This window comes from Shewanella psychrotolerans (genome assembly GCF_019457595.1).
Taxonomy (GTDB): domain Bacteria; phylum Pseudomonadota; class Gammaproteobacteria; order Enterobacterales; family Shewanellaceae; genus Shewanella; species Shewanella psychrotolerans.
The window spans coordinates 2,350,917-2,371,174 of sequence record NZ_CP080419.1; the positions used below are offsets into that span (position 1 = coordinate 2,350,917).

At 42.8% G+C, this 20,258-nt stretch carries 20 protein-coding genes and 2 pseudogenes; 18 read left to right on the top strand and 4 right to left on the bottom strand.

What is annotated here, in order from left to right:
- Positions 1 to 63 precede the first annotated feature (63 nt).
- The 13 genes and pseudogenes from crr to K0I62_RS10390 all read left to right on the top strand — a co-directional run bounded on the left by crr (position 64) and on the right by K0I62_RS10390 (position 8,989).
- On the top strand, positions 64 to 573 hold the full coding sequence (crr, locus tag K0I62_RS10335; RefSeq protein ID WP_220068082.1) for a PTS glucose transporter subunit IIA: 510 nt from the start codon (positions 64 to 66) through the stop codon (positions 571 to 573).
- A gap of 172 nt (positions 574 to 745) precedes the next feature.
- Positions 746 to 1,087, top strand: coding sequence for an ArsC family reductase (locus K0I62_RS10340; protein ID WP_220068083.1), 342 nt, complete (start codon positions 746 to 748; stop codon positions 1,085 to 1,087).
- Complete coding sequence (dapE, locus tag K0I62_RS10345) at positions 1,087 to 2,217, top strand: succinyl-diaminopimelate desuccinylase (protein ID WP_220068084.1); 1,131 nt, start codon at positions 1,087 to 1,089, stop codon at positions 2,215 to 2,217. Before K0I62_RS10340 ends, dapE begins: the two co-directional genes overlap by 1 nt.
- On the top strand, positions 2,211 to 2,891 hold the full coding sequence (locus K0I62_RS10350) for a M15 family metallopeptidase (RefSeq protein ID WP_258404982.1): 681 nt from the start codon (positions 2,211 to 2,213) through the stop codon (positions 2,889 to 2,891). Before dapE ends, K0I62_RS10350 begins: the two co-directional genes overlap by 7 nt.
- A gap of 59 nt (positions 2,892 to 2,950) precedes the next feature.
- Entirely contained in the window at positions 2,951 to 3,784 is an 834-nt protein-coding gene (locus tag K0I62_RS10355; RefSeq protein WP_220068085.1) for an alpha/beta fold hydrolase, read from the top strand.
- Positions 3,785 to 3,882: 98 nt separating this feature from the next.
- A complete protein-coding gene (can, locus tag K0I62_RS10360; protein ID WP_220068086.1) occupies positions 3,883 to 4,506 on the top strand; it encodes a carbonate dehydratase in 624 nt (207 codons plus the stop codon).
- A gap of 186 nt (positions 4,507 to 4,692) precedes the next feature.
- Positions 4,693 to 4,827: pseudogene (locus tag K0I62_RS19255) on the top strand (L-glutamine--2-deoxy-scyllo-inosose aminotransferase KanB); the annotation flags it as partial.
- Positions 4,821 to 5,252, top strand: a pseudogene (locus K0I62_RS19340) (dehydroquinate synthase/iron-containing alcohol dehydrogenase family protein); the annotation flags it as partial. The pseudogenes K0I62_RS19255 and K0I62_RS19340, both read left to right, overlap by 7 nt.
- 84 nt (positions 5,253 to 5,336) lie before the next feature.
- Positions 5,337 to 6,074 carry a 3-deoxy-manno-octulosonate cytidylyltransferase gene (kdsB, locus tag K0I62_RS10370; RefSeq protein ID WP_220068087.1) on the top strand — a complete coding sequence of 246 codons (738 nt, stop codon included), beginning with the start codon at positions 5,337 to 5,339 and terminating at the stop codon, positions 6,072 to 6,074.
- A gap of 19 nt (positions 6,075 to 6,093) precedes the next feature.
- Entirely contained in the window at positions 6,094 to 6,315 is a 222-nt protein-coding gene (locus K0I62_RS10375; RefSeq protein ID WP_220068088.1) for a DUF2897 family protein, read from the top strand.
- A gap of 935 nt (positions 6,316 to 7,250) precedes the next feature.
- Entirely contained in the window at positions 7,251 to 7,631 is a 381-nt protein-coding gene (locus K0I62_RS10380) for a hypothetical protein (protein WP_220068089.1), read from the top strand.
- An 81-nt stretch (positions 7,632 to 7,712) separates the two neighbouring features.
- The gene (locus K0I62_RS10385; protein ID WP_220068090.1) at positions 7,713 to 7,949 is read left to right on the top strand and encodes a hypothetical protein; all 237 of its coding nucleotides are present in this window, start codon (positions 7,713 to 7,715) and stop codon (positions 7,947 to 7,949) included.
- Between the two features lie 62 nt (positions 7,950 to 8,011).
- Positions 8,012 to 8,989, top strand: coding sequence for a transposase (locus K0I62_RS10390; protein ID WP_220068091.1), 978 nt, complete (start codon positions 8,012 to 8,014; stop codon positions 8,987 to 8,989).
- Between the two features lie 522 nt (positions 8,990 to 9,511).
- Here K0I62_RS10390 and K0I62_RS10395 read toward each other — a convergent pair.
- Both K0I62_RS10395 and def read right to left on the bottom strand, forming a co-directional pair.
- On the bottom strand, positions 9,512 to 10,258 hold the full coding sequence (locus tag K0I62_RS10395) for a TraB/GumN family protein (RefSeq protein WP_220068092.1): 747 nt from the start codon (positions 10,256 to 10,258) through the stop codon (positions 9,512 to 9,514).
- Positions 10,259 to 11,228: 970 nt separating this feature from the next.
- Positions 11,229 to 11,720, bottom strand: coding sequence for a peptide deformylase (gene def / locus K0I62_RS10400; protein WP_220068093.1), 492 nt, complete (start codon positions 11,718 to 11,720; stop codon positions 11,229 to 11,231).
- A gap of 246 nt (positions 11,721 to 11,966) precedes the next feature.
- On the opposite strand from def, the gene K0I62_RS10405 reads away from it, so the two are divergent.
- The gene (locus tag K0I62_RS10405) at positions 11,967 to 12,350 is read left to right on the top strand and encodes an MGMT family protein (RefSeq protein ID WP_434086846.1); all 384 of its coding nucleotides are present in this window, start codon (positions 11,967 to 11,969) and stop codon (positions 12,348 to 12,350) included.
- A gap of 22 nt (positions 12,351 to 12,372) precedes the next feature.
- Positions 12,373 to 13,164 carry a DUF3108 domain-containing protein gene (locus K0I62_RS10410; RefSeq protein WP_434086809.1) on the top strand — a complete coding sequence of 264 codons (792 nt, stop codon included), beginning with the start codon at positions 12,373 to 12,375 and terminating at the stop codon, positions 13,162 to 13,164.
- A gap of 65 nt (positions 13,165 to 13,229) precedes the next feature.
- Here K0I62_RS10410 and K0I62_RS10415 read toward each other — a convergent pair whose 3' ends face one another.
- Positions 13,230 to 14,009 (bottom strand): class II glutamine amidotransferase, encoded by a 780-nt coding sequence (locus tag K0I62_RS10415; RefSeq protein ID WP_220068095.1) that lies wholly within the window; start codon positions 14,007 to 14,009, stop codon positions 13,230 to 13,232.
- 267 nt (positions 14,010 to 14,276) lie between these two features.
- On the opposite strand from K0I62_RS10415, the gene fadE reads away from it, so the two are divergent.
- Positions 14,277 to 16,724: an acyl-CoA dehydrogenase FadE gene (fadE, locus tag K0I62_RS10420; protein WP_220068096.1), complete on the top strand. Its 2,448-nt coding sequence runs from the start codon at positions 14,277 to 14,279 to the stop codon at positions 16,722 to 16,724.
- A gap of 193 nt (positions 16,725 to 16,917) precedes the next feature.
- Here the strand turns inward: fadE and K0I62_RS10425 are convergent, their stop codons facing one another.
- Positions 16,918 to 17,268, bottom strand: coding sequence for a Grx4 family monothiol glutaredoxin (locus K0I62_RS10425; RefSeq protein ID WP_220068097.1), 351 nt, complete (start codon positions 17,266 to 17,268; stop codon positions 16,918 to 16,920).
- A 230-nt stretch (positions 17,269 to 17,498) separates the two neighbouring features.
- Here K0I62_RS10425 and sodB point away from each other — a divergent pair, with 230 nt between their 5' ends.
- Together sodB and K0I62_RS10435 are read left to right on the top strand one after the other, a co-directional pair.
- Positions 17,499 to 18,083, top strand: coding sequence for a superoxide dismutase [Fe] (sodB, locus tag K0I62_RS10430; protein WP_220068098.1), 585 nt, complete (start codon positions 17,499 to 17,501; stop codon positions 18,081 to 18,083).
- A 237-nt stretch (positions 18,084 to 18,320) separates the two neighbouring features.
- Positions 18,321 to 20,255 (top strand): PrkA family serine protein kinase, encoded by a 1,935-nt coding sequence (locus K0I62_RS10435; protein WP_220068099.1) that lies wholly within the window; start codon positions 18,321 to 18,323, stop codon positions 20,253 to 20,255.
- Positions 20,256 to 20,258: the final 3 nt, after the last annotated feature.

Below are 20,258 nucleotides of genomic sequence, written 5' to 3' on the forward strand. Positions count from 1 at the left end.
AATTATTGAGTATGCTAGGAAAATAAAAATGCGTCACACGTGGATCAACACAGGAACTCAAAAATGGGATTTTTAAGCCGAATTCGACGGTTAATATCAGGACAGCCTCCCGTAAAAGGCGGTATAGATGTTTACGCGCCCGTATCTGGTGAAATTGTGGCGATCGAAAAGGTACCGGACGTGGTTTTTGCAGAAAAAATTGTCGGTGACGGTATTGCGATCGCGCCTAAAGGGACTCAAATTCTCGCGCCAGTAGATGGCACCATTGGCAAGATATTTGAAACAAACCATGCATTCAGTATTGAATCACCTCACGGGTTAGAGTTGTTTGTGCATTTCGGTGTAGGTACTGTCGAACTGCGTGGTAATGGGTTTAAACGATTAGCCGAAGAGGGTCAAAACGTCAAAATGGGCGACCCTATTTTAGAGTTTGATTTAACATATTTAAAAGACCATGTTGAGAGCCTACTGACACCTGTTGTCCTAGCGAATATGGAAGACGTTCAGAGCATCGATAAACGCCAAGGATCAATTGAAGCGGGTAAAGATATCATCTTCTCTGTTCAACTTTAACGCTCAACTCATGTGCTCCGATACATTCGGAGCATATATATGCTATTGAATTTAATTCATCCCGTCGAACTCACCCAATCGTGATATCCACTTGAGCCGCAGCCGACTCAATGCCACAATGCACAGATAATATAAGCTCACACTATGAGCCAGCTCAACAAGGAGAACCGCTTTGACCCTATATGGCATCAAGAATTGCGACACAGTGAAAAAAGCCCGTAAATGGCTTGAACAGCATCAACAACAGGTAACCTTTCACGACTTTCGCGAAGATGGCTTAACGGTGACGGATATCGAATATTGGGTAGAATGCGTTGGTTGGGAAACCCTGTTTAATAAGCGCAGCACCAGCTTTAGGAATTTAACCGAAGCAGAAAAATCAGATCTTACCCAAGATAAAGCCATCGATCTGATGTTAACCTATCCGACACTAATCAAACGTCCCGTCTTAGCGAAAGACGATAAGGTCTTTGTCGGCTTTAAGCCCCTGCAGTATCAGGAGATCTTCCTATAATGGTTCAAGATGTATTAACACTGGCGCAAGACCTTATCTCAAGGCCATCGGTAACACCACTCGATGAAGGTTGTCAACAACTGATGGCCGACAGACTGGCAGCTAAAGGGTTTAATATCGAGCCAATGCTATTTGAAGATACCACTAATATGTGGGCAAGACGCGGCAATAGTGGACCACTATTTTGTTTCGCAGGTCACACCGATGTAGTCCCCGTAGGCGATCTAAATCGTTGGCATACACCGCCTTTCGATCCTGTAGTGATAGATGGTTATCTCCACGGGCGCGGCGCCGCCGATATGAAAGGCTCACTGGCTGCAATGCTGGTCGCCACCGAACGTTTCGTCGATGAACACCCCGATCATCATGGCTCCATCGCCTTTCTGATCACGAGCGATGAGGAAGGTCCTTTCATCAATGGGACGACCCGTGTTATCGACACCTTAGAAGCGCGCAATGAAAAGATCACCTGGTCGCTGGTCGGTGAGCCATCGTCCACCCACAAATTAGGAGATATCGTCAAAAATGGGCGCCGTGGCAGCTTAACCGGCAACCTGACGGTTAAAGGCATTCAAGGACATGTGGCCTACCCTCACCTTGCCGACAATCCAATACATAAAGCCGCGCCTGCATTAGATGAGCTTGCTCGAATGAAGTGGGATAATGGCAATGAATTTTTCCCACCGACCAGCTTCCAAATCGCTAATATCAACGGCGGTACTGGCGCTTCAAATGTGATCCCCGGAACATTAGAAGTGATGTTTAACTTTCGCTACTCAACCGAAGTCACCGCGGAAATATTAATCCAACGCGTACTTAACATTCTCGATGCCCACGGCTTAGATTATGATATTAGCTGGATTTTTAACGGCTTACCCTTCTTAACTGAAGATGGCCCACTGCTTGATGCCACCCGGGCTGCAATTAAAGAAGTAACAGGCACAGATACCGATCCACAAACGTCTGGCGGAACCTCTGATGGACGCTTTATCGCACCAACGGGCGCTCAAGTAATAGAGCTAGGGCCTGTTAACGCGACCATTCATAAGGTTAACGAATGCGTTAAAGTCGATGATATCGAACAGCTTGCCAAGGTCTATCAGCGTATTTTGGAAAAACTACTGTGCTAGATGCCGTTAGCAATATCTATGGTCTTGGGGAGCTTCCACTCGAGCAATACCAAGGCCATCTTGTCGAACCCAATACACTCGCTAAATTTAAACTGATGCAACTTGCGGCTGCTAAGGATGGTTTATCCATCCAGATCTGCTCTGCCTATCGAGATCTGGCTAAGCAGCTGGCTATCTGGAATGCTAAGGCAAGCGGAAAACGAACCTTACTCGATAAAAATTCCGAGCCAATTGAAATAGCGTCACTTAACGACGATCAACTCGTGGATGCCATTTTACTTTGGTCAGCATTACCAGGCATATCCCGCCATCATTGGGGAACCGATATTGACCTGTTTGATGCCAATAATATTACCCGCAACGATTTGCAGCTAATTTCCAGCGAATATGAGCCCAACGGGCCCTGCCATTACCTGCATAATTGGCTCACTTGCCATGCCAGCAATTTTGGGTTTTATTTTCCCTATCAAGCTAAGCTGAGTGGCGTCAGCCCAGAACCGTGGCACCTAAGTTATTACCCTAAAGCTAATGAATACCTTAAGGCATTCGATATTAAAACACTGGCCAATATATTGTCACAACAAGAGATGCACCTTAAGCACTCGGTGCTTGGGCGACTAGAGACCTTAGTTGACGAATTTGTCTACCGTATTGCACCTTGGCCTAAGACCTAGCTATACACGGCTAACCACTAATATTAACGCCTAGCGACTAGGCTTTTCAGAGTTTCAACATGAATTTAGACCAGCACCGTAATCGTTTTATTATTGATGATCACACCATGAGTTACCTCGATGTCGGCCAAGGCCCAGTGCTATTGCTCGGCCACAGTTACTTATGGAATAGTGCCATGTGGGCGCCGCAAATTGCCGTATTAAGCCAGCACTATCGTTGTATTGTGCCAGAGCTTTGGGGACATGGCCTATCTAGCTCAATGCCCGCTCGCTGTCGCTCGCTTAAACATTTGGCCGAGCACTATTTAGCCCTGATTGACCATCTTAATATCGACCAGTTTTCAATTTTAGGATTATCGGTCGGGGGAATGTGGGGCGCAGAACTAACCTTGCTTGCGCCTCGTCGAGTTAAGACTCTGGTAATGATGGGCTGCTTTATCGGTTTCGAACCGGAAGTCAGCCGCGCTAAATATTACGAGATGCTCGATATCATGACCGAGGCACAATCCATACCTACATCATTGATCGATCAAATCGCGCCGCTATTTTTTGCAAATGGGGTTAACCAAGATAATCCTCAGCTAATTAACGCTTTCAAACAAGAACTAGCCAATATCAGCGCCGAACAAATCGACACCATTGCGCGTCTAGGAAAAATTATTTTTGGCCGCCGCGATATAATGGAAGATGTTGAGCAACTTACCTTACCCTGCCTCATCATGACCGGCACAGAAGATAAACCCAGACCCGCACTGGAAGGTTATTTGATGCACGATGCCATTGATGGCAGTGAGTATATTCACATTCCCAAGGCAGGCCATATTTCAACCTTAGAGCAAAGTGATTTTATCAATCGGCAGCTACTCGACTTCTATGCTAAACACTTAAATTAGAGTAATTATTTGTTTATCGACTGAATAGACCAGAGCCTTGGATATTCAGTGTTAGAATGCGAGCAGAAAAATCTTTTCAATAGACATGATTTTATATAATGAAACTACTTAAACCTTTGTTTGACAATAATCGTCGCTGGGCTGGACGCATTCTTGAAGAAAATCCCAACTTCTTCCAACAGCTAGCACAACAGCAAAACCCAGAATATTTATGGATTGGCTGCTCCGATAGCCGTGTTCCATCGAACCAAATTATCGACTTAATGCCAGGTGAAGTCTTTGTTCACCGCAACATCGCCAATATGGTTATCCATACAGACCTCAATTGCCTATCGGTACTTCAATACGCCGTTGATGTATTAAAAGTGAAGCACATCATGGTGGTAGGACATTATGGCTGCGGTGGTATAAAAGCCTCCATGAGCAAGGAGCGTTTAGGGCTTATCGATAACTGGCTTGGGCATATTCGAGATATTCATCGCCTTCACGAAGATGAATTAAATCAATTAGACGAAAAGACACGCTTCGATCGACTCTGCGAACTTAACGTCATAGAGCAAGTTGGTAATGTCGCTAGCACCAATATCGTTCAAGATGCGTGGGAAAAAGGTCATGATGTAGCTATCCATGGCTGGATTTACAGTGTAGAAAACGGCTTACTTTCCGATCTCGATGTGACGGTAGATAAAGCACTCGTGAACTCGAAAAAAACTGGCATTTAGCTATTTTATCTGGGCGCATGATGCCGAAAATCATGCGCTTTATGCACAGCGTTTAAGCAAACACGAAAAAAACGATCATTTTGGATAAATAATCCTTAATAAACATCGCAGTTTATCCCCTATCCCATTTATAATTCACATAATTTTTTCGTGCAATGCGCTTAGCAACTGCTAACAAAATGTTCCATGTTTGGTTTTGAATTATTTGGTCCTGAAGAGAAACCGGACGTTGCAGACGTAGTGGAGAACGGGTTCACTTTCCGTTATGACTGTGATCACATAGGTAATGACCGTTGGAAAACGCGCGAGATGGAAGCTTTGCAGAGAAGTTGATGGATCATTGCCGTGAAGTGTTACTCGGTGATCGTCCTAAGAACGATGACAAATTAATGTTCGCTTCATATATGAGGCGATGAGTATCATCTATAGCCAGCAGATTGATGCATGTCATGCGATATCTTATGGTCTGGGCTAGGTACTGAGCTATCATCACGGTATAGGTAACTGCTTAGCATTCAATGTACTCGAAGAGTTCTATCCTGAAGGCATAGCAGAATTCCGTCAGATGATGGATAATCACAATATTGTTCTACCGAAGAATATATAAAGATCTGTCTGATGAAACTATCGCTAAGATGGTCGCCGTCACTAAGAGCATAGGCTCACTATGGGACAATGTTTGCGACAGCGAATGGGAAGAGAAAGTGACCGACGAAATGCTGACTGAGCTATTCCGTCACATCTAAACAGGCCAAGTGATGATAAGGGTTCAATATAACCCCCTTTTCTCTTGGCAAACATGCTACACAGCTATAAATATAGGTAAATCTATGAATGTAACCCTTTTGATCCCTGCACGCTATGGCTCTAGCCGTTTTCCTGGTAAGCCGTTAGCGCTGATTAGTGGTAAGCCGATGATCCAGCACGTATATGAACGAGCGTCCCTAGCCAAAGGATTAACGGCTATCTACGTAGCGACTGATGACGATCGCATTAAAGATGCAGTTGAAGCGTTTGGCGGCAATGTTGTCATGACAGACGAAAATGCGGCATCGGGTACAGATCGTATTGAAGAGGCTATCACCCTGTTAGGCCTAAAAGATGATGACCTAGTCATTAACCTGCAAGGTGATCAACCTCTAATCGATCCTATATCGATTGAACAAATTATTGCGCTTTTTGAGCGTCATCCAGGTGAGTTTTCCATGGCCACCTTAGGTTATGAAATTACCGATGAACATGATCGTAACGATCCCCAACATGTAAAGATGGTATTTGATAACGACTTTAATGCTCTCTATTTTTCACGTGCACGTATTCCATTTGGCCGCGATACCAACGATTACCCTGTATATAAACATCTCGGTGTTTATGCCTATACCCGTTCGTTTATCTCGACCTTCGCAAAGCTACCACTTGGCCGCTTAGAAGATTTAGAAAAACTTGAACAACTACGTGCACTTGAACATGGCTATAAAATTAAAGTTGCCATTAGTGCTTGCGACTCACCAGAAGTCGACGTTCCCGAAGATATTCGCAAATGTGAAAAGCGTTTAGCCCTAGGTTAACAGCCACTAAAGGATAACGATGTCTAATTTAGAAGCTTGGCTCATCATCATCTTAGTTATCGGCGTGATAGCGAGTAATATCGCCGTGCTTAAATACAGCGCTAAGTTTAAGATGCCTCAGTTTGGTAAAGATGATTTACAGCAACCTAAGGCTAAAAAAGATGACAACAGCGATCCTGAATCTAAAGAGCGGCAATCCGAGCTCGATTCAGATAGCAACACCAAAACTAAAAAGGATTAGCTTACGTTATCCTCAACAAAGGCTTACCTCGGTAAGCCTTTTTCGTTTTTACTCTCTCACATCCCTTCTCCCTTAGAATGAAGGGAAGGCATTTTTATGTTTGCTTGAGTCGCGTTTGGCCGCATCTTATTTGTTAAGTGTATTTGAAGGTCACACTTTCACTGTTACTAATCGCCTATCCGGCGAGGAATGTGCAAGCACTCTTTTGGCTCGCCACGAGCACTTCCATGTGGGCTCTGCGAAATCATCCATGATTTCGAAGGCCAAAACCGCGCTTACACTGGGTCATTTTATCTCTTCGATTTGATAGTGTTTGGTGTGACTTGAGAATTAAAAGCTAAGAAGGTTTTGCCCCAAAGTTTAGCGGCCTTGGAATGAAGGTATGGCATTTTTTGGCTTAGTAGCGTTTGGCTGTGTTTTCATTTACTGAGAGTGTTTGAAGGTCGAACCTTCATGGCTACTTATCACCTGCGGTGAGCGAATGTGCGAACACTTCTGCGACTCGCCCCAAGCACAGTCCCTGTGGGCTCTACGCCAGCATCCATGCTGGCAAAGGCCGCAGCCGCGTTCACACTTGGTATCTAACTTTCTCAGATTTGGCTACATTTGGTGTGCGTTGCTAGTTCAGAAGCTAACTTAATTATGCCCCTTTATTAGTTACAGACAATAAGCAGGAAAGAACAGTGAAGAGTCTGTTGGCCAACTTTTACGAATCGACAAGTAATAATCACGAATTACATTCGATTCAACATCAATACCAATGCTCACTTTGTTCATTTCTGTGCGCGTTTACCCAGTAATACTCTGGTAGAGTGCCTATAAATCAATAGCTTTTCTTCAGCAAAAATTAAATAATAGGTTTATTAAATGTGCATGCGTGTTTTGCCAAATACGTGCGCATGCGCACTATACAAATGTTAACTGCATGGATTAGCATGGTCAAGTTTCTGAAAGTAATTGCATATATTCTTATTGGAGGAGTGGTCATAGTTGGCGCATTGCTTTTGTGGTTTGACCGCTCAAAAGATATAGATTTTACCGTTTATCATCCTGATGCTTGGGTTACATGCAACGGAAAAATCAACAAGGATTCAGTTGAATATGTTCAGCTTACTAAATGGTTACAACTGAATAACTCAAATTGGCAAAACTATGTAGCAACTGCATCTCCTGGTTATTTTTATAAATCAGACGATATTACGATTCATGTATATAAGCATGGCGTAGTCGTTAATTATTATGACGGTCAAAACTGGTCTCAAGTACAAAAGTCAGTTGATACAAAGGAAATTCATGGTATTTGCAAAAGCAGTTAACAAGCCAAGTCAGCGGGAATTTTACTCGCTGAAAAACACTCATAAAATCCCCTGCTTGGGGCGTTAACTGCATGGATTAGCATGGTCAAGTTTCTGAAAGTAATTGCATATATTCTTATTGGAGGAGTGGTCATAGTTGGCGCATTGCTTTTGTGGTTTGACCGCTCAAAAGATATAGATTTTACCGTTTATCATCCTGATGCTTGGGTTACATGCAACGGAAAAATCAACAAGGATTCAGTTGAATATGTTCAGCTTACTAAATGGTTACAACTGAATAACTCAAATTGGCAAAACAATGACTATGGCCACCCATAGTTAATGGCATTGAAAACGACCTTCTACTAAGCTTGAAAGGAGCATTAAACAAGGAGGTTTTTATGCCGCGCCCTCGCAGAACTCAAGTTAGTCTTGAAGACACTCCCTATTATCATTGCTGTAGCAGAGTCGTTCGCCGTGCCTTTTTATGCGGTGATGACGCTTATTCTGGCAAGAATTACGACCACCGTAGAAACTGGGTTGAGTCACTATTATTTGAACTAGAAACGGCTTTTGCCATTGACGTTACAGCGTTTGCGGTGATGTCGAATCACCTGCACCTAGTGTTACGAATTGATATCGATAGCGCAAATCGTTGGACTGACCGACAAGTGCTTGAGCAGTGGCATAAACTGTTTAAAGGCGATGCAATAACCCGTAAATTTGTCCAAGGTGAATTGGTAGAAGCCTACGAGGTGGCTAGACTAAAGCACGCTATTGCGACGTATCGAAGCAGATTGTGTGATATATCTTGGTTTATGCGCTGCCTAAACGAGCCTATAGCACGGCTAGCAAATCAAGAAGATAATTGCTCTGGCCGGTTCTGGGAAGGACGCTTTAAATCACAACCGTTGTTAGATGAAGCAGCGGTTTTAGCCTGTATGGCCTACGTTGATTTGAATCCTATCAGAGCCAAGATGGCAGACACTCCAGAGCAATCAGACCACACCAGTATCCAACTGCGTATTAAGGCAGCTTTAAAAGGTGAGCAGCCCAAGCACTTACAGCCTTTCATCGGTAATGAACGCGATAACCAAGCCAACGGCTTAGCTTTTTCGTTAACGGATTATCTCGAACTGGTGGATGATACAGGGCGTATCATTCGCGACGATAAACGCGGTGTTATCAGTGAAAATAGTGCCAAGTTACTGACTAAGTTGAACATCCCCCAAGATAATTGGCTCAAGCTTACCACCGAATTTGGTCAATTATTTCATGGCCCAGTGGGCACGCTACAAGAACTCACCAACTACTGCGAACACTTAAATAAACGACGACGGCACTTTGCGATGAGCTGTCAGCACTTTCAAGCCAGCTAATTACCACCTCGCCGTAAATCAACCACACCGATTCCCCCTAAAGCTATATGGGGTGGAATATCACGACTTAAAAACGCTATTTTTGAGTGAATTAGCTAGATTTTGTCAACTATCTATAACTTAGCCACTTTTTATCGACCTGTTAATGGGCTGACCACCTTACGTCGCTTGAACGCAAACATAAAGGGGATTATGTTATTGTTTTATAATGGCTGGCTAGATTATTTTTTGACAAAACTAATGCAGCGAGCATCAATAATAAAATCAAATTAATTTTAATTTTCATTATTTCGTTCCCATTTAGTCTTTTCAATATCAATCTTGTAAAATTTTAATTCGAAATAAACAAATGCCAAACCAACAAAAGCTGCAGTAGGCAGGTCAGAAATAAAATAAATTACTAGACAATTGAATGTGATGCTTGGTAATAAATGTTTAATCATAATTACTCCAGTAAAAAAACTGTTTTATAATGGCTGGCTAGATTATTTTTCTAGATTATTTTTTTGTAATGATGGCAATTTAGCGTACTTTTGGCAACGAGGGAGTGATTATGCCAATATTCAAGTGCCAATGATAACCACTAGTTTTAGAAGCTGAAATCAAGAGCTGGTTCTTTGGTCGTTGCCTCTTCTTGACGGGATAAATCATCGGGCCTTGCTCCTGGTTGTTATAGGCACTGCCGCCAGCAGGTAAAAGATTGATACTCAGTGGATTGCCCCCCCACTCCTTTAAGTATGCTCCCATATTCGTCGCATCCTCAGACCAACTGATGTCGTGTATGACTTTGGTGTGCCAATTTCCACCGTATACTATTAGTCTAGATTCATGGTCAAGATATGGCTTGAGCTTGTTGGCCATTCTCAACGATCTTGGCTCCTGATGGTCATCAAAAAGAACCAAGGTGAGGCCATGTTTCTTTAAAGGAAGTAGTGCCTCTAAAAGCTCAAACATAGCTTCACTCGTTTTTCCGGTGTGAAGCTTATTCCATTGGTAGCTAGAGGCGATGCTCTTAGCAAGTTTTCTGGTGTCGCCACTTATATCGGTTTGAGAACCAAGCAACTCAATGGCTAGAGTTACTGGTCCCTTTTTCAGCTGATTGCAGACGATGTTTTCAATCCATTGAGGAGCTTCAGCACTCCCATGGATTTCACCGAGTAGCAAAGGACGACTATTATCTATTACAGCCTCTAACTGTGTAGGTAAAGGTTTGCAGGCCCAAGAAGTGATTGGTAAACAGACTAAACCGATTAAAATCCATAATCGCACGACAAGACTCCTTTCTAATGAATGAACATAGTTTATAGAATCAATGTTGAATATTATGTGAGTCTTATCACCAATTATTTAGTGTCATTTAATTTAGAGCGTAAGACTTGTTAGCCACTATTCTTTTAACACTTTGGTAAGCCCCTAGTTTCTTAGACACTTAACTGTTTCTCTATGTTGCCATATTTTTCCTAATCAAAGCATAATGGACTAGTGTTTAAGCTCTAACGTATTTCTGTCCAAAAGCTTCTCACAAGGTCAAATCGAAGAGGCAGAAAACTCGGTGCAGATGCGGCTGCGGACGTTGATGGCAGGGATGCCATCGTCGAGCCTCCACGGATGGATTCACGGCGTGTAGCAGCAGTATCTGCACATTCCTCGCTGGACAGGCGATTAGTTACAGTGAAAATACAAATTTCAAAGACACTCTGCCAACACTAACACAGCCAAATGTTAAACCACAAAAATGCCAACACCGTCATTCGAAGGTAAACACTCTTTTATCCAAAAATGAGTTAACTTATGATTGCCCAAGTGGTACCGGTAAGGTCCAATCGAAGAGACAGAAAACTCGGTGTGAACACAGTTGTGACCTTCCGAGGCATGGATGCCGAGGTAGAGCTCACATAGAAGTGCTTGTAGCGTGTCACAAATGTGTTTGCACGAGAGGCCTGCTGCAAGCAATTCAAAACCATGAAGGTCAACGCTACCATCAGCGAAGTAAAAATCAACACAGCTAAATGCTACAAACCAAAAATGCCAACACCTTCATTCGAAGGTCAGCTTATTTTTGTCCAAAAACAATTTAACTTTTTGACTGCCAAGTGATATCAGTAAGGCTAAATCGAAGAAATAGATAACTCGGTGTAGGTGCAACTGTAATCTTCCATCCCATGATAAAAAAAACCACCTCTTAAATATAGAGGTGGTTCTTTTAGTCGATAGCTTAAAAAATAGATAAACTTAAAAATTAACGATACTTGCTAACTTTTTTTAGTGCTATTTGCTGCTTGAGTTTAGATAAGTGTTCAATAAACACTTTACCATCAAGATGATCCATCTCATGTTGCAACACGATAGCAAGAAAATCATCGCTCTCAATTTCAATTGGATTACCTTGGCGATCCAATGCTTTGACTTTCACGCTTTCATAACGGGTCACTTTAGCGCGGTAACCAGGGATAGATAAGCAACCCTCTTCACCAACAAACTCACCAGAGCGCTCAATAAATTCAGGGTTGATTAGCACCAACGGATCATCTCTATTTTCGGACAGATCGATGACTATAATCGCATGAGGACTACCAACTTGAGTTGCTGCTAAACCAATGCCGTCATCTGTGTCATACATAGTCTCTATCAGATCATCGATAAAAGGTTGTAGCGCATCGATATCGCTAACGGCTTGAGCCTTACGCTTTAAACGCTCATCAGGAATAGTAAGAATTTCCAGTACTGACATTATTTTATTTGATGTAAAAAATTTGCCGTCATTATGACCGAAATCACACTAAAGGCAACTTGATCGCACTTTTTATATTAATAATTGTGGTTAGCCTTGTCGTCTATGCCACATCTTGCAAATTACCACTCCCATTACTACTAGGGATTTACACGATAACCGGCTCGGCCTATTCATCTTAGGGCATATCTACTTGTTACTGTTTTTATCCTAGGTTAACTGGTCTAGCATCAAGTTAATCGGTATATTTTGTTCATAACACTCCATTTAGGTTATAAAGTGATACAAGGTTCGGTTTCACCTATACAGCGGATTTGGCAGGTCGTTGCATTAATCCCTCGAGGTACGGTGAGCTCCTATGGGAAAATCGCCGATTTAGCAGGCCTCCCAGGGAGAGCTAGGTATGTCTCTCGCGCCCTGAAACTGGCACCTGATGAGCTAAATCTGCCTTGGCATAGGGTCATTAATAGTCAGGGCAAAATAGCCTTCCCTGAAACAAGTGCCGCGTTCATAGAACAGATGCAATTGTTAAGAAACGAAAATATCGAAGTGAACCGTGGTAAAATTAAGCTGTCCAATTACGAGTGGCGACCGGATCTCGCAACTCTCATGTTTGAATTATCATTTTAACTGACTCTTGTAGGAGATATTTTTGTCGACAATGAAACGTAAATTTATCCTATCTTACCTACTTGTGTTTAGTGTTAACGTCGGAGCAGCCGAACAACCTCTTGCGCCGCAAACAGCCGAGTATCAGGTCAATTACGGCAGTATTGAGCTGGGCAAGGCACGCTATCAACTCCCAGCGCCTGAGGGCGATCTCTACCAATACCGATTCGACAGTGATGTGAGCCTGTTGATGCTATCTGATCGACGCACAGTAAAGAGCATCTTTACCTTAAATGGCACTAAGCTTATCCCCATGCGATACAGCCATGAACGCCATGGCACTGGCCCCAGTTATCAGGAACAGTCAGCCTATGTACTCAGTCAAAATTTAGTTCATAGTCACTATAAAGACGAACGTGCAAAATTCCCTTACACCGAAGATTTATTTGACCCGCTAATGGTTCAGCTGCAATTTCGACTCGATATTGCAGCTGGTGCTAAAACCATGCATTACAAGATGTTAAAGAGTGGCGAAATTGATGAGTATGATTTCAAGGTCGTGGGTAGAGAGCGAGTTAACATCGAAAGTGGCAGCTACGATACCGTTAAAATAGAAGTGGTCAGAGACAACAACAAACGCCAAACCTTATTTTGGATGGCACCGGATTTGGGCTACCTGCCAATTAGATTAACCCATTTCGAGAAAGGCAGTAAGCAGTTAGACATAAAGCTACTGACCTATCACTTTGATGCCATGCCAATCAACGTTGAGACGACCAACAAGGTGAGTTCAGAGAGTGAAACACAAATGTTACCAATTAATACGACAAAGTGATCGACTCAGCCCAGAACAAAAATAGACGCGAGGGGGTATTCCTCGCATGCTATTGCTAACCCCGTTTAACACCCGAGCACAATCTCACCACGACAGAAGAGTTTCCAATCTCCCGGTGCTAAAATATGCCACTGCTCATTATCGGTTAAGGGCCGCGTCGCGATAACGGTGACGATATCGTTGGGGGTTGTTTCTTTATTAAAATCAATGACAACGTCGGTATCAATTAACTTAGCCTTGCCAAAAGGCGCGCGGCGAGTGATATGACATAAGTTATTGCTGCAGTAACTCATCAAATGCTCGCCATCGCTTAGGATCATATTGAACACCCCAAGTTCACGAATCTCATCGGCTAGTGTTGCTACATAGCGATAAACCTTGAGCAGATCATCTGGCTCTGTATCACCAAATTGCATAACTATTTTCTCTAAGATCCAACAAAAGGCCAATTCACTATCGGTATCTCCTACAGGCTGATAGCGAGAAACAGCAAACTTACTTTGATAATCACTTAGCTGACCATTATGAGCATAGGTCCAATAACGGCCCCATAACTCTCTGGTGAACGGATGAGTATTCTCAAGAGATACGCATCCACGGTTTGCTTGCCGTATATGACTCACCACGACTTCACTCTTAATTGGATAAGATTTAATGAGTTTAGCGACATGGGACTGGCTGCTAGGACAAGCATCCTTAAATGTTCTACTTCCCTTACCTTCATAAAAGGTGATCCCCCAGCCATCAACATGGGGTCCTGTGACCCCACCGCGTTCAGCTAGGCCTGTAAAACTAAATACAATATCGGTTGGCACGTTTGCGCTCATGGCCAGTAGCTCACACATAAAAGCGATACCTTTTACTTACAAATCTGAAATTAAAGTCATTCTAACTAGTTGATGCGATTTGTGGAATGCTCACTTTTATAAAAATATTTAAACAATTGTTTGAAAAATGCTTGTATAAAAGTCACGAGGCGGGTAGATTTTATGCGACACAGGTCTGACCACAATCTATAATTGTGATAAAGGTCATACAAAAAAAAGAGCTGACTTAGCGCCGTTACCTGTCGCATTAGTGCAGTTATCAGTCGCAATTGAAGGAGAATAACAGTGACTACCTTACTTTGGATTTTAGTGATGCTCTTCACGCTAGGCGCCCTAGCCTATCTAAGAGTTTCTCTACTCACCTCGAGCGTTCTCGCAGCCATTGTCATGGCAGCTGGTTCAGCTATGGATGCTATCGCCCCACTAACTTGGCTAGTTTTTCTTGTCATTGCGTTACCACTTAATGCCGCAAGTTTTCGAAAAAACTTTATCACTCGTCCGCTACTTAAGATGTACAAAGGCATCATGCCCGAAATGTCATCAACCGAAAAAGAAGCAATTGAAGCAGGGACAACATGGTGGGAAGCAGACCTCTTTGCAGGTAAACCAAACTGGAAAAAACTACACAACTATCCTGTTGCACGATTAACCGCTGAAGAACAAGCCTTCCTCGATGGCCCTGTTGAAGAAGTCTGTAAGATGCTAAATGAGCACCAAGTTTCCCATCAATTAGCAGACCTTCCACCTGAGATTTGGCAATATCTAAAAGATAACGGCTTCTTTGCGATGATCATCAAGAAGAAATATGGTGGTCTAGAGTATTCAGCCTATGCACAATCTCGCGTGTTACAAAAACTCGCTGGCGTATCGAGCGAATTGGCGTCAACTGTCGGTGTACCTAACTCATTAGGCCCTGGTGAGCTACTCCAGCATTATGGTACTCAAGAGCAGCAAGATCACTACTTACCTCGCCTAGCTAAAGGTTTAGAGGTTCCTTGTTTTGCACTAACCAGCCCTGAAGCGGGTAGTGATGCTGGCGCAATCCCCGATTTTGGCGTGGTTTGTAAAGGTCAATGGGAAGGTGAAGAAGTACTTGGTATGAAGCTGACTTGGAACAAGCGCTATATTACCTTAGCGCCCGTCGCTACCGTATTAGGTTTAGCGTTTAAACTACAAGATCCAGATAAACTACTTGGTGATAAAGAAGAGTTAGGTATTACCTGTGCCCTTATCCCCGCCGATGTACCAGGCGTTGAGACCGGCCGTCGTCATTTCCCGCTTAACTGTATGTTCCAAAACGGCCCGACGCGCGGTAATGAAGTATTCGTGCCACTGAGCTTTATTATCGGTGGTCCAGAGATGGCAGGCCAAGGTTGGCGCATGCTGGTTGAATGTCTGTCCGTTGGACGCGGAATCACCCTGCCTTCTAACTCTGCCGGAGGCGTTAAAACCGCAGCGGTGGCGACGGGTGCCTACGCCCGTATTCGTCGCCAATTTAAGTTACCTATTGGTAAGCTTGAAGGCATCGAAGAGCCAATGGCACGTATCGGTGGTAACGCTTATTTAATGGATGCAGTGACAACATTAACCACAACCGGTATTGATCTTGGTGAAAAACCGTCGGTTATCTCGGCAATCGTTAAATATCACCTCACCGACAGAATGCAAAAATGTATTATCGATGCCATGGATATTCATGGCGGTAAAGGTGTCTGTTTAGGTGAAGGCAACTATCTTGGCCGTGGCTATCAAGCGGCACCAATTGCGATTACCGTTGAAGGCGCCAACATCTTAACTCGCTCAATGATCATCTATGGTCAAGGAGCTATCCGTTGTCATCCTTATGTTTTAGCGGAAATGGAATCGGCATTTGATCCAGATGCGAACAAAGCACTTAATGATTTTGATTCAGCGTTATTTGGTCATATTGGCTTTACCACGAGCAACTTTATTCGCAGTTTTTGGTTAGGCCTAACATCCAGCCGTTTTTCAAACAGTCCATATAGCGATAAGACCAAGCGTTATTATCAACATATGAACCGTTTCAGTGCGAACCTTGCCCTGTTATCAGATCTTGCAATGGCAACCTTGGGTGGTGGACTGAAGCGTAAAGAACGCGTTTCAGCACGTCTTGGCGATCTGCTGAGCCAACTGTATCTTGCTTCCGCAACCTTGAAGCGTTACCAAGATGAAGGTCGTCAAACTGAAGATTTAGCACTAGTACAGTGGGCCGTTGAAGACTCGCTCTACAAACTACAAGATTCACTTGATGATCTGTTAGATAATTTCCCTATGGGATTAGGTAAAGCATTACGCTTTGTGATCTTCCCATTCGGTCGCCCATTGAAACGTCCGAGTGATTTGTTGGATCATAAGGTGGCTAAGATCATGCAAACCCCTTGTGCTAGTCGTGATCGTCTAGGTAAAGGTCAATTCTGGACGCCTTCTGAATTTAACGCTGTGGGTATTCAAGAGCAAACCTTTAAAGATATTCTTGCCTGCGAACCTCTGTACGATAAAATCTGTAAAGCATCAGGCAAACGTCTTCAATTTATGTGGTTAGATAAGCTAGCTGCTGAAGGTAAGGCGTTAGGGATTTTAAGCGAAGATGAAATAGCCTTACTTGAACGCGCTGAAATCGGTCGTATGAAGTCAATTAATGTTGATGATTTCGACCCCAGTGAACTAAAGGCACAAGAGCCTATCGCACAAAAGCAGCATCAAGCAGCTTAAACCAAAGCTTCAGCTGTTTTGTCCCGTTATGAAATAAGTTGACGGTTTCCATTAGACCAGTAGCGTTTGTTGCTGGTCTTTTTTGTGCACTTGATTTGGCATTTTAATCCCAAGCTTATACCAATCAGTACAAGACATTTGTAATAAAAAAGCCCAAACAACATGTTTGGGCTTTTTGTTAATTTAAGCTTATTTACGCGTCAGCTTCTGCTGAAGGATATTTAGCAGCTGTTTCGTTGATTAAGGTTTGTAGCTCACCTTTTTGATACATTTCAACCAGAATGTCACAACCGCCAATTAACTCACCTTCAACCCATAGCTGGGGGAAGGTTGGCCAGTTTGCATACTTAGGCAATTCACTACGGATATCTGGATGCTGTAAAATATCGACATACGCAAACTGAGCACCACAATTAATCATAATTTGCGCTACCTGAGAAGAGAATCCACAGCTAGGTAACTTAGGAGAGCCTTTCATATAGACAATGATTGGGTTTTCAGCAATTTGCTGCTTGATCTTTTCTACTGTTTCATTCGTTTCCATGTTCTTTCCTAAATATTGCAACTTAAGCTACTTAAACAATTTGCCCTATTGTACGTCAGGAAAGGCCAGAACAAAAACCTACTTTTTTTATGGTTTTTATACTCAGCAATAAAGCGATTGAATTAATCGAAGAAATCGTCCAAACAATGATTCACATCACAATTTTATCAGGTAGAATGTGGCGAGTGAGCAAACCTAATAAGACAATTGAATGTCAATGGAGAAAAAACATGGCTTTTGAATTACCAGCACTTCCTTATGCAAAAAACGCACTAGAGCCCCATATTTCCCAAGAAACTATTGAGTACCACTATGGTAAGCATCACAACACTTATGTCGTGAAGCTAAACGGTCTAGTTGAAGGTACCGAACTTGCAGAAAAAAGCCTAGAAGAGATCATCAAGACTTCTACAGGTGGTATTTTTAACAATGCTGCTCAAATTTGGAACCACACTTTCTACTGGAACTGCCTATCACCTAACGGTGGCGGCGCGGCTACTGGTGACGTTGCTGCTGCGATTGATGCCGCTTTCGGTTCTTTCGATGCATTTAAAGCACAATTCACTGACGCGGCAGTGAACAATTTTGGTAGCGCTTGGACTTGGTTAGTTAAAAATGCAGATGGTAGCCTTGCTATCGTAAACACTAGCAATGCCGCGACACCACTAACAGATGAAGGTGTTACACCATTGATGACCGTAGATGTATGGGAACACGCATACTACATCGATTACCGTAACGTTCGTCCAGATTACTTAGCTCACTTCTGGGAACTCGTTAACTGGGAATTCGTTAACAGCAACTTCGCAGGCTAATCAACGCCACGCGCAAAAAGGGAGCCATTAATGGCTCCCTTTTTTATGCCCAAAAACAGACTACTCTCATCAGTTTAAGATGATACAACATATGCAACAGTTGCATTTGCAATGTTTTGTTATTGTTTTTATTACATTTTTTATAGCCTCATCACATTTAGCGTCTATTATTAAGAGTAGGTCGCTGAATATCAGTTGTTCCTCACGATGTATCGTTGGCGTTTCAGGGGGTGAAAAATGGGCATATTTGAGCATTATCAACAGCGCTATGAAAAGAAGTTAGATGAAGAGTATTCATTACAAGAATTTTTAGCCTTATGTAAAGACGACCGGAGCACATATGCATCCGCAGCGGAGAGACTATTAATCGCTATTGGTGAGCCAGAAGTCATCGATACGTCTAAAGACTCTGTGCTCAGTCGAATATTTTCTAACCGACTGATCTCACGTTATCCCGCGTTCAAAGACTTCTATGGTATGGAAGAAGCCATTGAACAAATCGTAGCCTACCTAAAACACTCAGCTCAGGGGCTAGAGGAATCGAAACAGATCCTTTATCTACTCGGACCTGTCGGTGGCGGTAAGTCTTCGCTCGCCGAAAAGCTAAAATCCTTAATGCAGCATGTTCCAATTTATGTATTGAGTGCTAACGGCGTTAGAAGCCCGGTTAATGACCATCCATTTTGCTTATTCAATCCAGAAGAAGACGCTGACTTATTGAAAAAAGAGTACAACATTCCTGAGCGCTACTTAAAAACAATCATGTCGCCTTGGGCTGTAAAACGGCTACATGAATTTGGTGGTGACATCTCTCAATTTAAGGTTGTTAAAGTCTATCCATCTATCTTAGATCAACTCGGTATCGCTAAAACCGAACCTGGTGATGAAAACAATCAAGATATCTCGTCACTCGTAGGTAAAGTCGATATTCGCCAGCTAGAGCATTTCGCTCAACATGATGCCGACGCCTATTCCTATTCTGGTGCCCTTTGCCGTGCCAATCAGGGATTGATGGAATTTGTCGAAATGTTCAAAGCACCTATAAAAGTGCTACATCCTTTGTTAACCGCAACACAAGAAGGTAACTACAACGGCACCGAAGGACTATCGGCCCTTCCCTACAGCGGAATAATCCTTGCTCACTCAAATGAATCAGAGTGGACCACATTTAGAAACAACAAAACCAATGAAGCGTTCCTAGACAGGGTTTACATCGTCAAAGTCCCCTACTGCTTACGCCTATCTGAAGAGATTCAAATCTATAAAAAACTCCTGTTGAACTCAGAGCTATCTCAAGCACCATGTGCCCCTTATACATTGGAAATCTTGGCACAATTTAGCGTGTTATCTCGCATAAAAACACCCGAAAACTCATCAATTTACTCAAAAATGCGTGTCTATGACGGCGAAAGCTTAAAAGATACCGATCCTAAGGCTAAATCCTATCAAGAGTATCGAGATTACGCAGGTGTCGATGAAGGGATGCAGGGACTATCGACGCGATTTGCATTCAAAATTCTATCTAAAGTATTTAACTTCGATCACAGTGAAATTGCGGCCAATCCGGTCCACCTCTTTTATGTATTAGAGCGCCAAATCGAACAAGAACAGTTTCCTAGTGAAACAGCCGAACGTTACTTGGAGTTTTTAAAAGGATATTTAACACCTAAGTACATCGAATTTATCGGTAAAGAGATCCAAACCGCTTATTTAGAATCTTACTCAGAGTACGGGCAAAACATCTTTGACCGTTATGTTACCTACGCTGATTTTTGGATCCAAGATCAAGAGTATCGCGATCCTGAAACCGGGCAATTGTTTGATCGCCAAGCACTAAATGCTGAACTCGAAAAAATTGAAAAGCCAGCAGGGATCAGTAATCCAAAAGACTTTAGGAATGAAATCGTTAATTTCGTTCTTCGAGCCAGAGCAAACAATGAAGGTTCAAATCCACTTTGGACCAGCTATGAAAAACTTCGTACCGTTATCGAGAAAAAGATGTTTTCTAATACCGAAGATCTGCTGCCAGTGATCTCCTTCAATGCCAAAACATCTACTGATGACCAGCGAAAGCATGATGACTTCGTTAATCGTATGATGGAAAAAGGCTATACCAAAAAACAAGTAAGGTTATTATCAGAGTGGTATCTAAGGGTGCGTAAATCATCTTGATAA

Excerpts from the sequence above, each read along its gene's own strand:
- crr (WP_220068082.1), top strand. The coding sequence starts at position 64 with ATGGGATTTTTAAGCCGAATTCGACGGTTAATATCAGGACAGCCTCCC.
- dapE (WP_220068084.1), top strand. The coding sequence starts at position 1,087 with ATGGTTCAAGATGTATTAACACTGGCGCAAGACCTTATCTCAAGGCCA.
- K0I62_RS10355 (WP_220068085.1), top strand. The coding sequence starts at position 2,951 with ATGAATTTAGACCAGCACCGTAATCGTTTTATTATTGATGATCACACC.
- can (WP_220068086.1), top strand. The coding sequence starts at position 3,883 with ATGAAACTACTTAAACCTTTGTTTGACAATAATCGTCGCTGGGCTGGA.
- kdsB (WP_220068087.1), top strand. The coding sequence starts at position 5,337 with ATGAATGTAACCCTTTTGATCCCTGCACGCTATGGCTCTAGCCGTTTT.
- K0I62_RS10375 (WP_220068088.1), top strand. The coding sequence starts at position 6,094 with ATGTCTAATTTAGAAGCTTGGCTCATCATCATCTTAGTTATCGGCGTG.
- K0I62_RS10380 (WP_220068089.1), top strand. The coding sequence starts at position 7,251 with ATGGTCAAGTTTCTGAAAGTAATTGCATATATTCTTATTGGAGGAGTG.
- K0I62_RS10385 (WP_220068090.1), top strand. The coding sequence starts at position 7,713 with ATGGTCAAGTTTCTGAAAGTAATTGCATATATTCTTATTGGAGGAGTG.
- K0I62_RS10390 (WP_220068091.1), top strand. The coding sequence starts at position 8,012 with ATGCCGCGCCCTCGCAGAACTCAAGTTAGTCTTGAAGACACTCCCTAT.
- def (WP_220068093.1), bottom strand. The coding sequence starts at position 11,720 with ATGTCAGTACTGGAAATTCTTACTATTCCTGATGAGCGTTTAAAGCGT.
- K0I62_RS10415 (WP_220068095.1), bottom strand. The coding sequence starts at position 14,009 with ATGTGTGAGCTACTGGCCATGAGCGCAAACGTGCCAACCGATATTGTA.
- K0I62_RS10425 (WP_220068097.1), bottom strand. The coding sequence starts at position 17,268 with ATGGAAACGAATGAAACAGTAGAAAAGATCAAGCAGCAAATTGCTGAA.
- sodB (WP_220068098.1), top strand. The coding sequence starts at position 17,499 with ATGGCTTTTGAATTACCAGCACTTCCTTATGCAAAAAACGCACTAGAG.
- K0I62_RS10435 (WP_220068099.1), top strand. The coding sequence starts at position 18,321 with ATGGGCATATTTGAGCATTATCAACAGCGCTATGAAAAGAAGTTAGAT.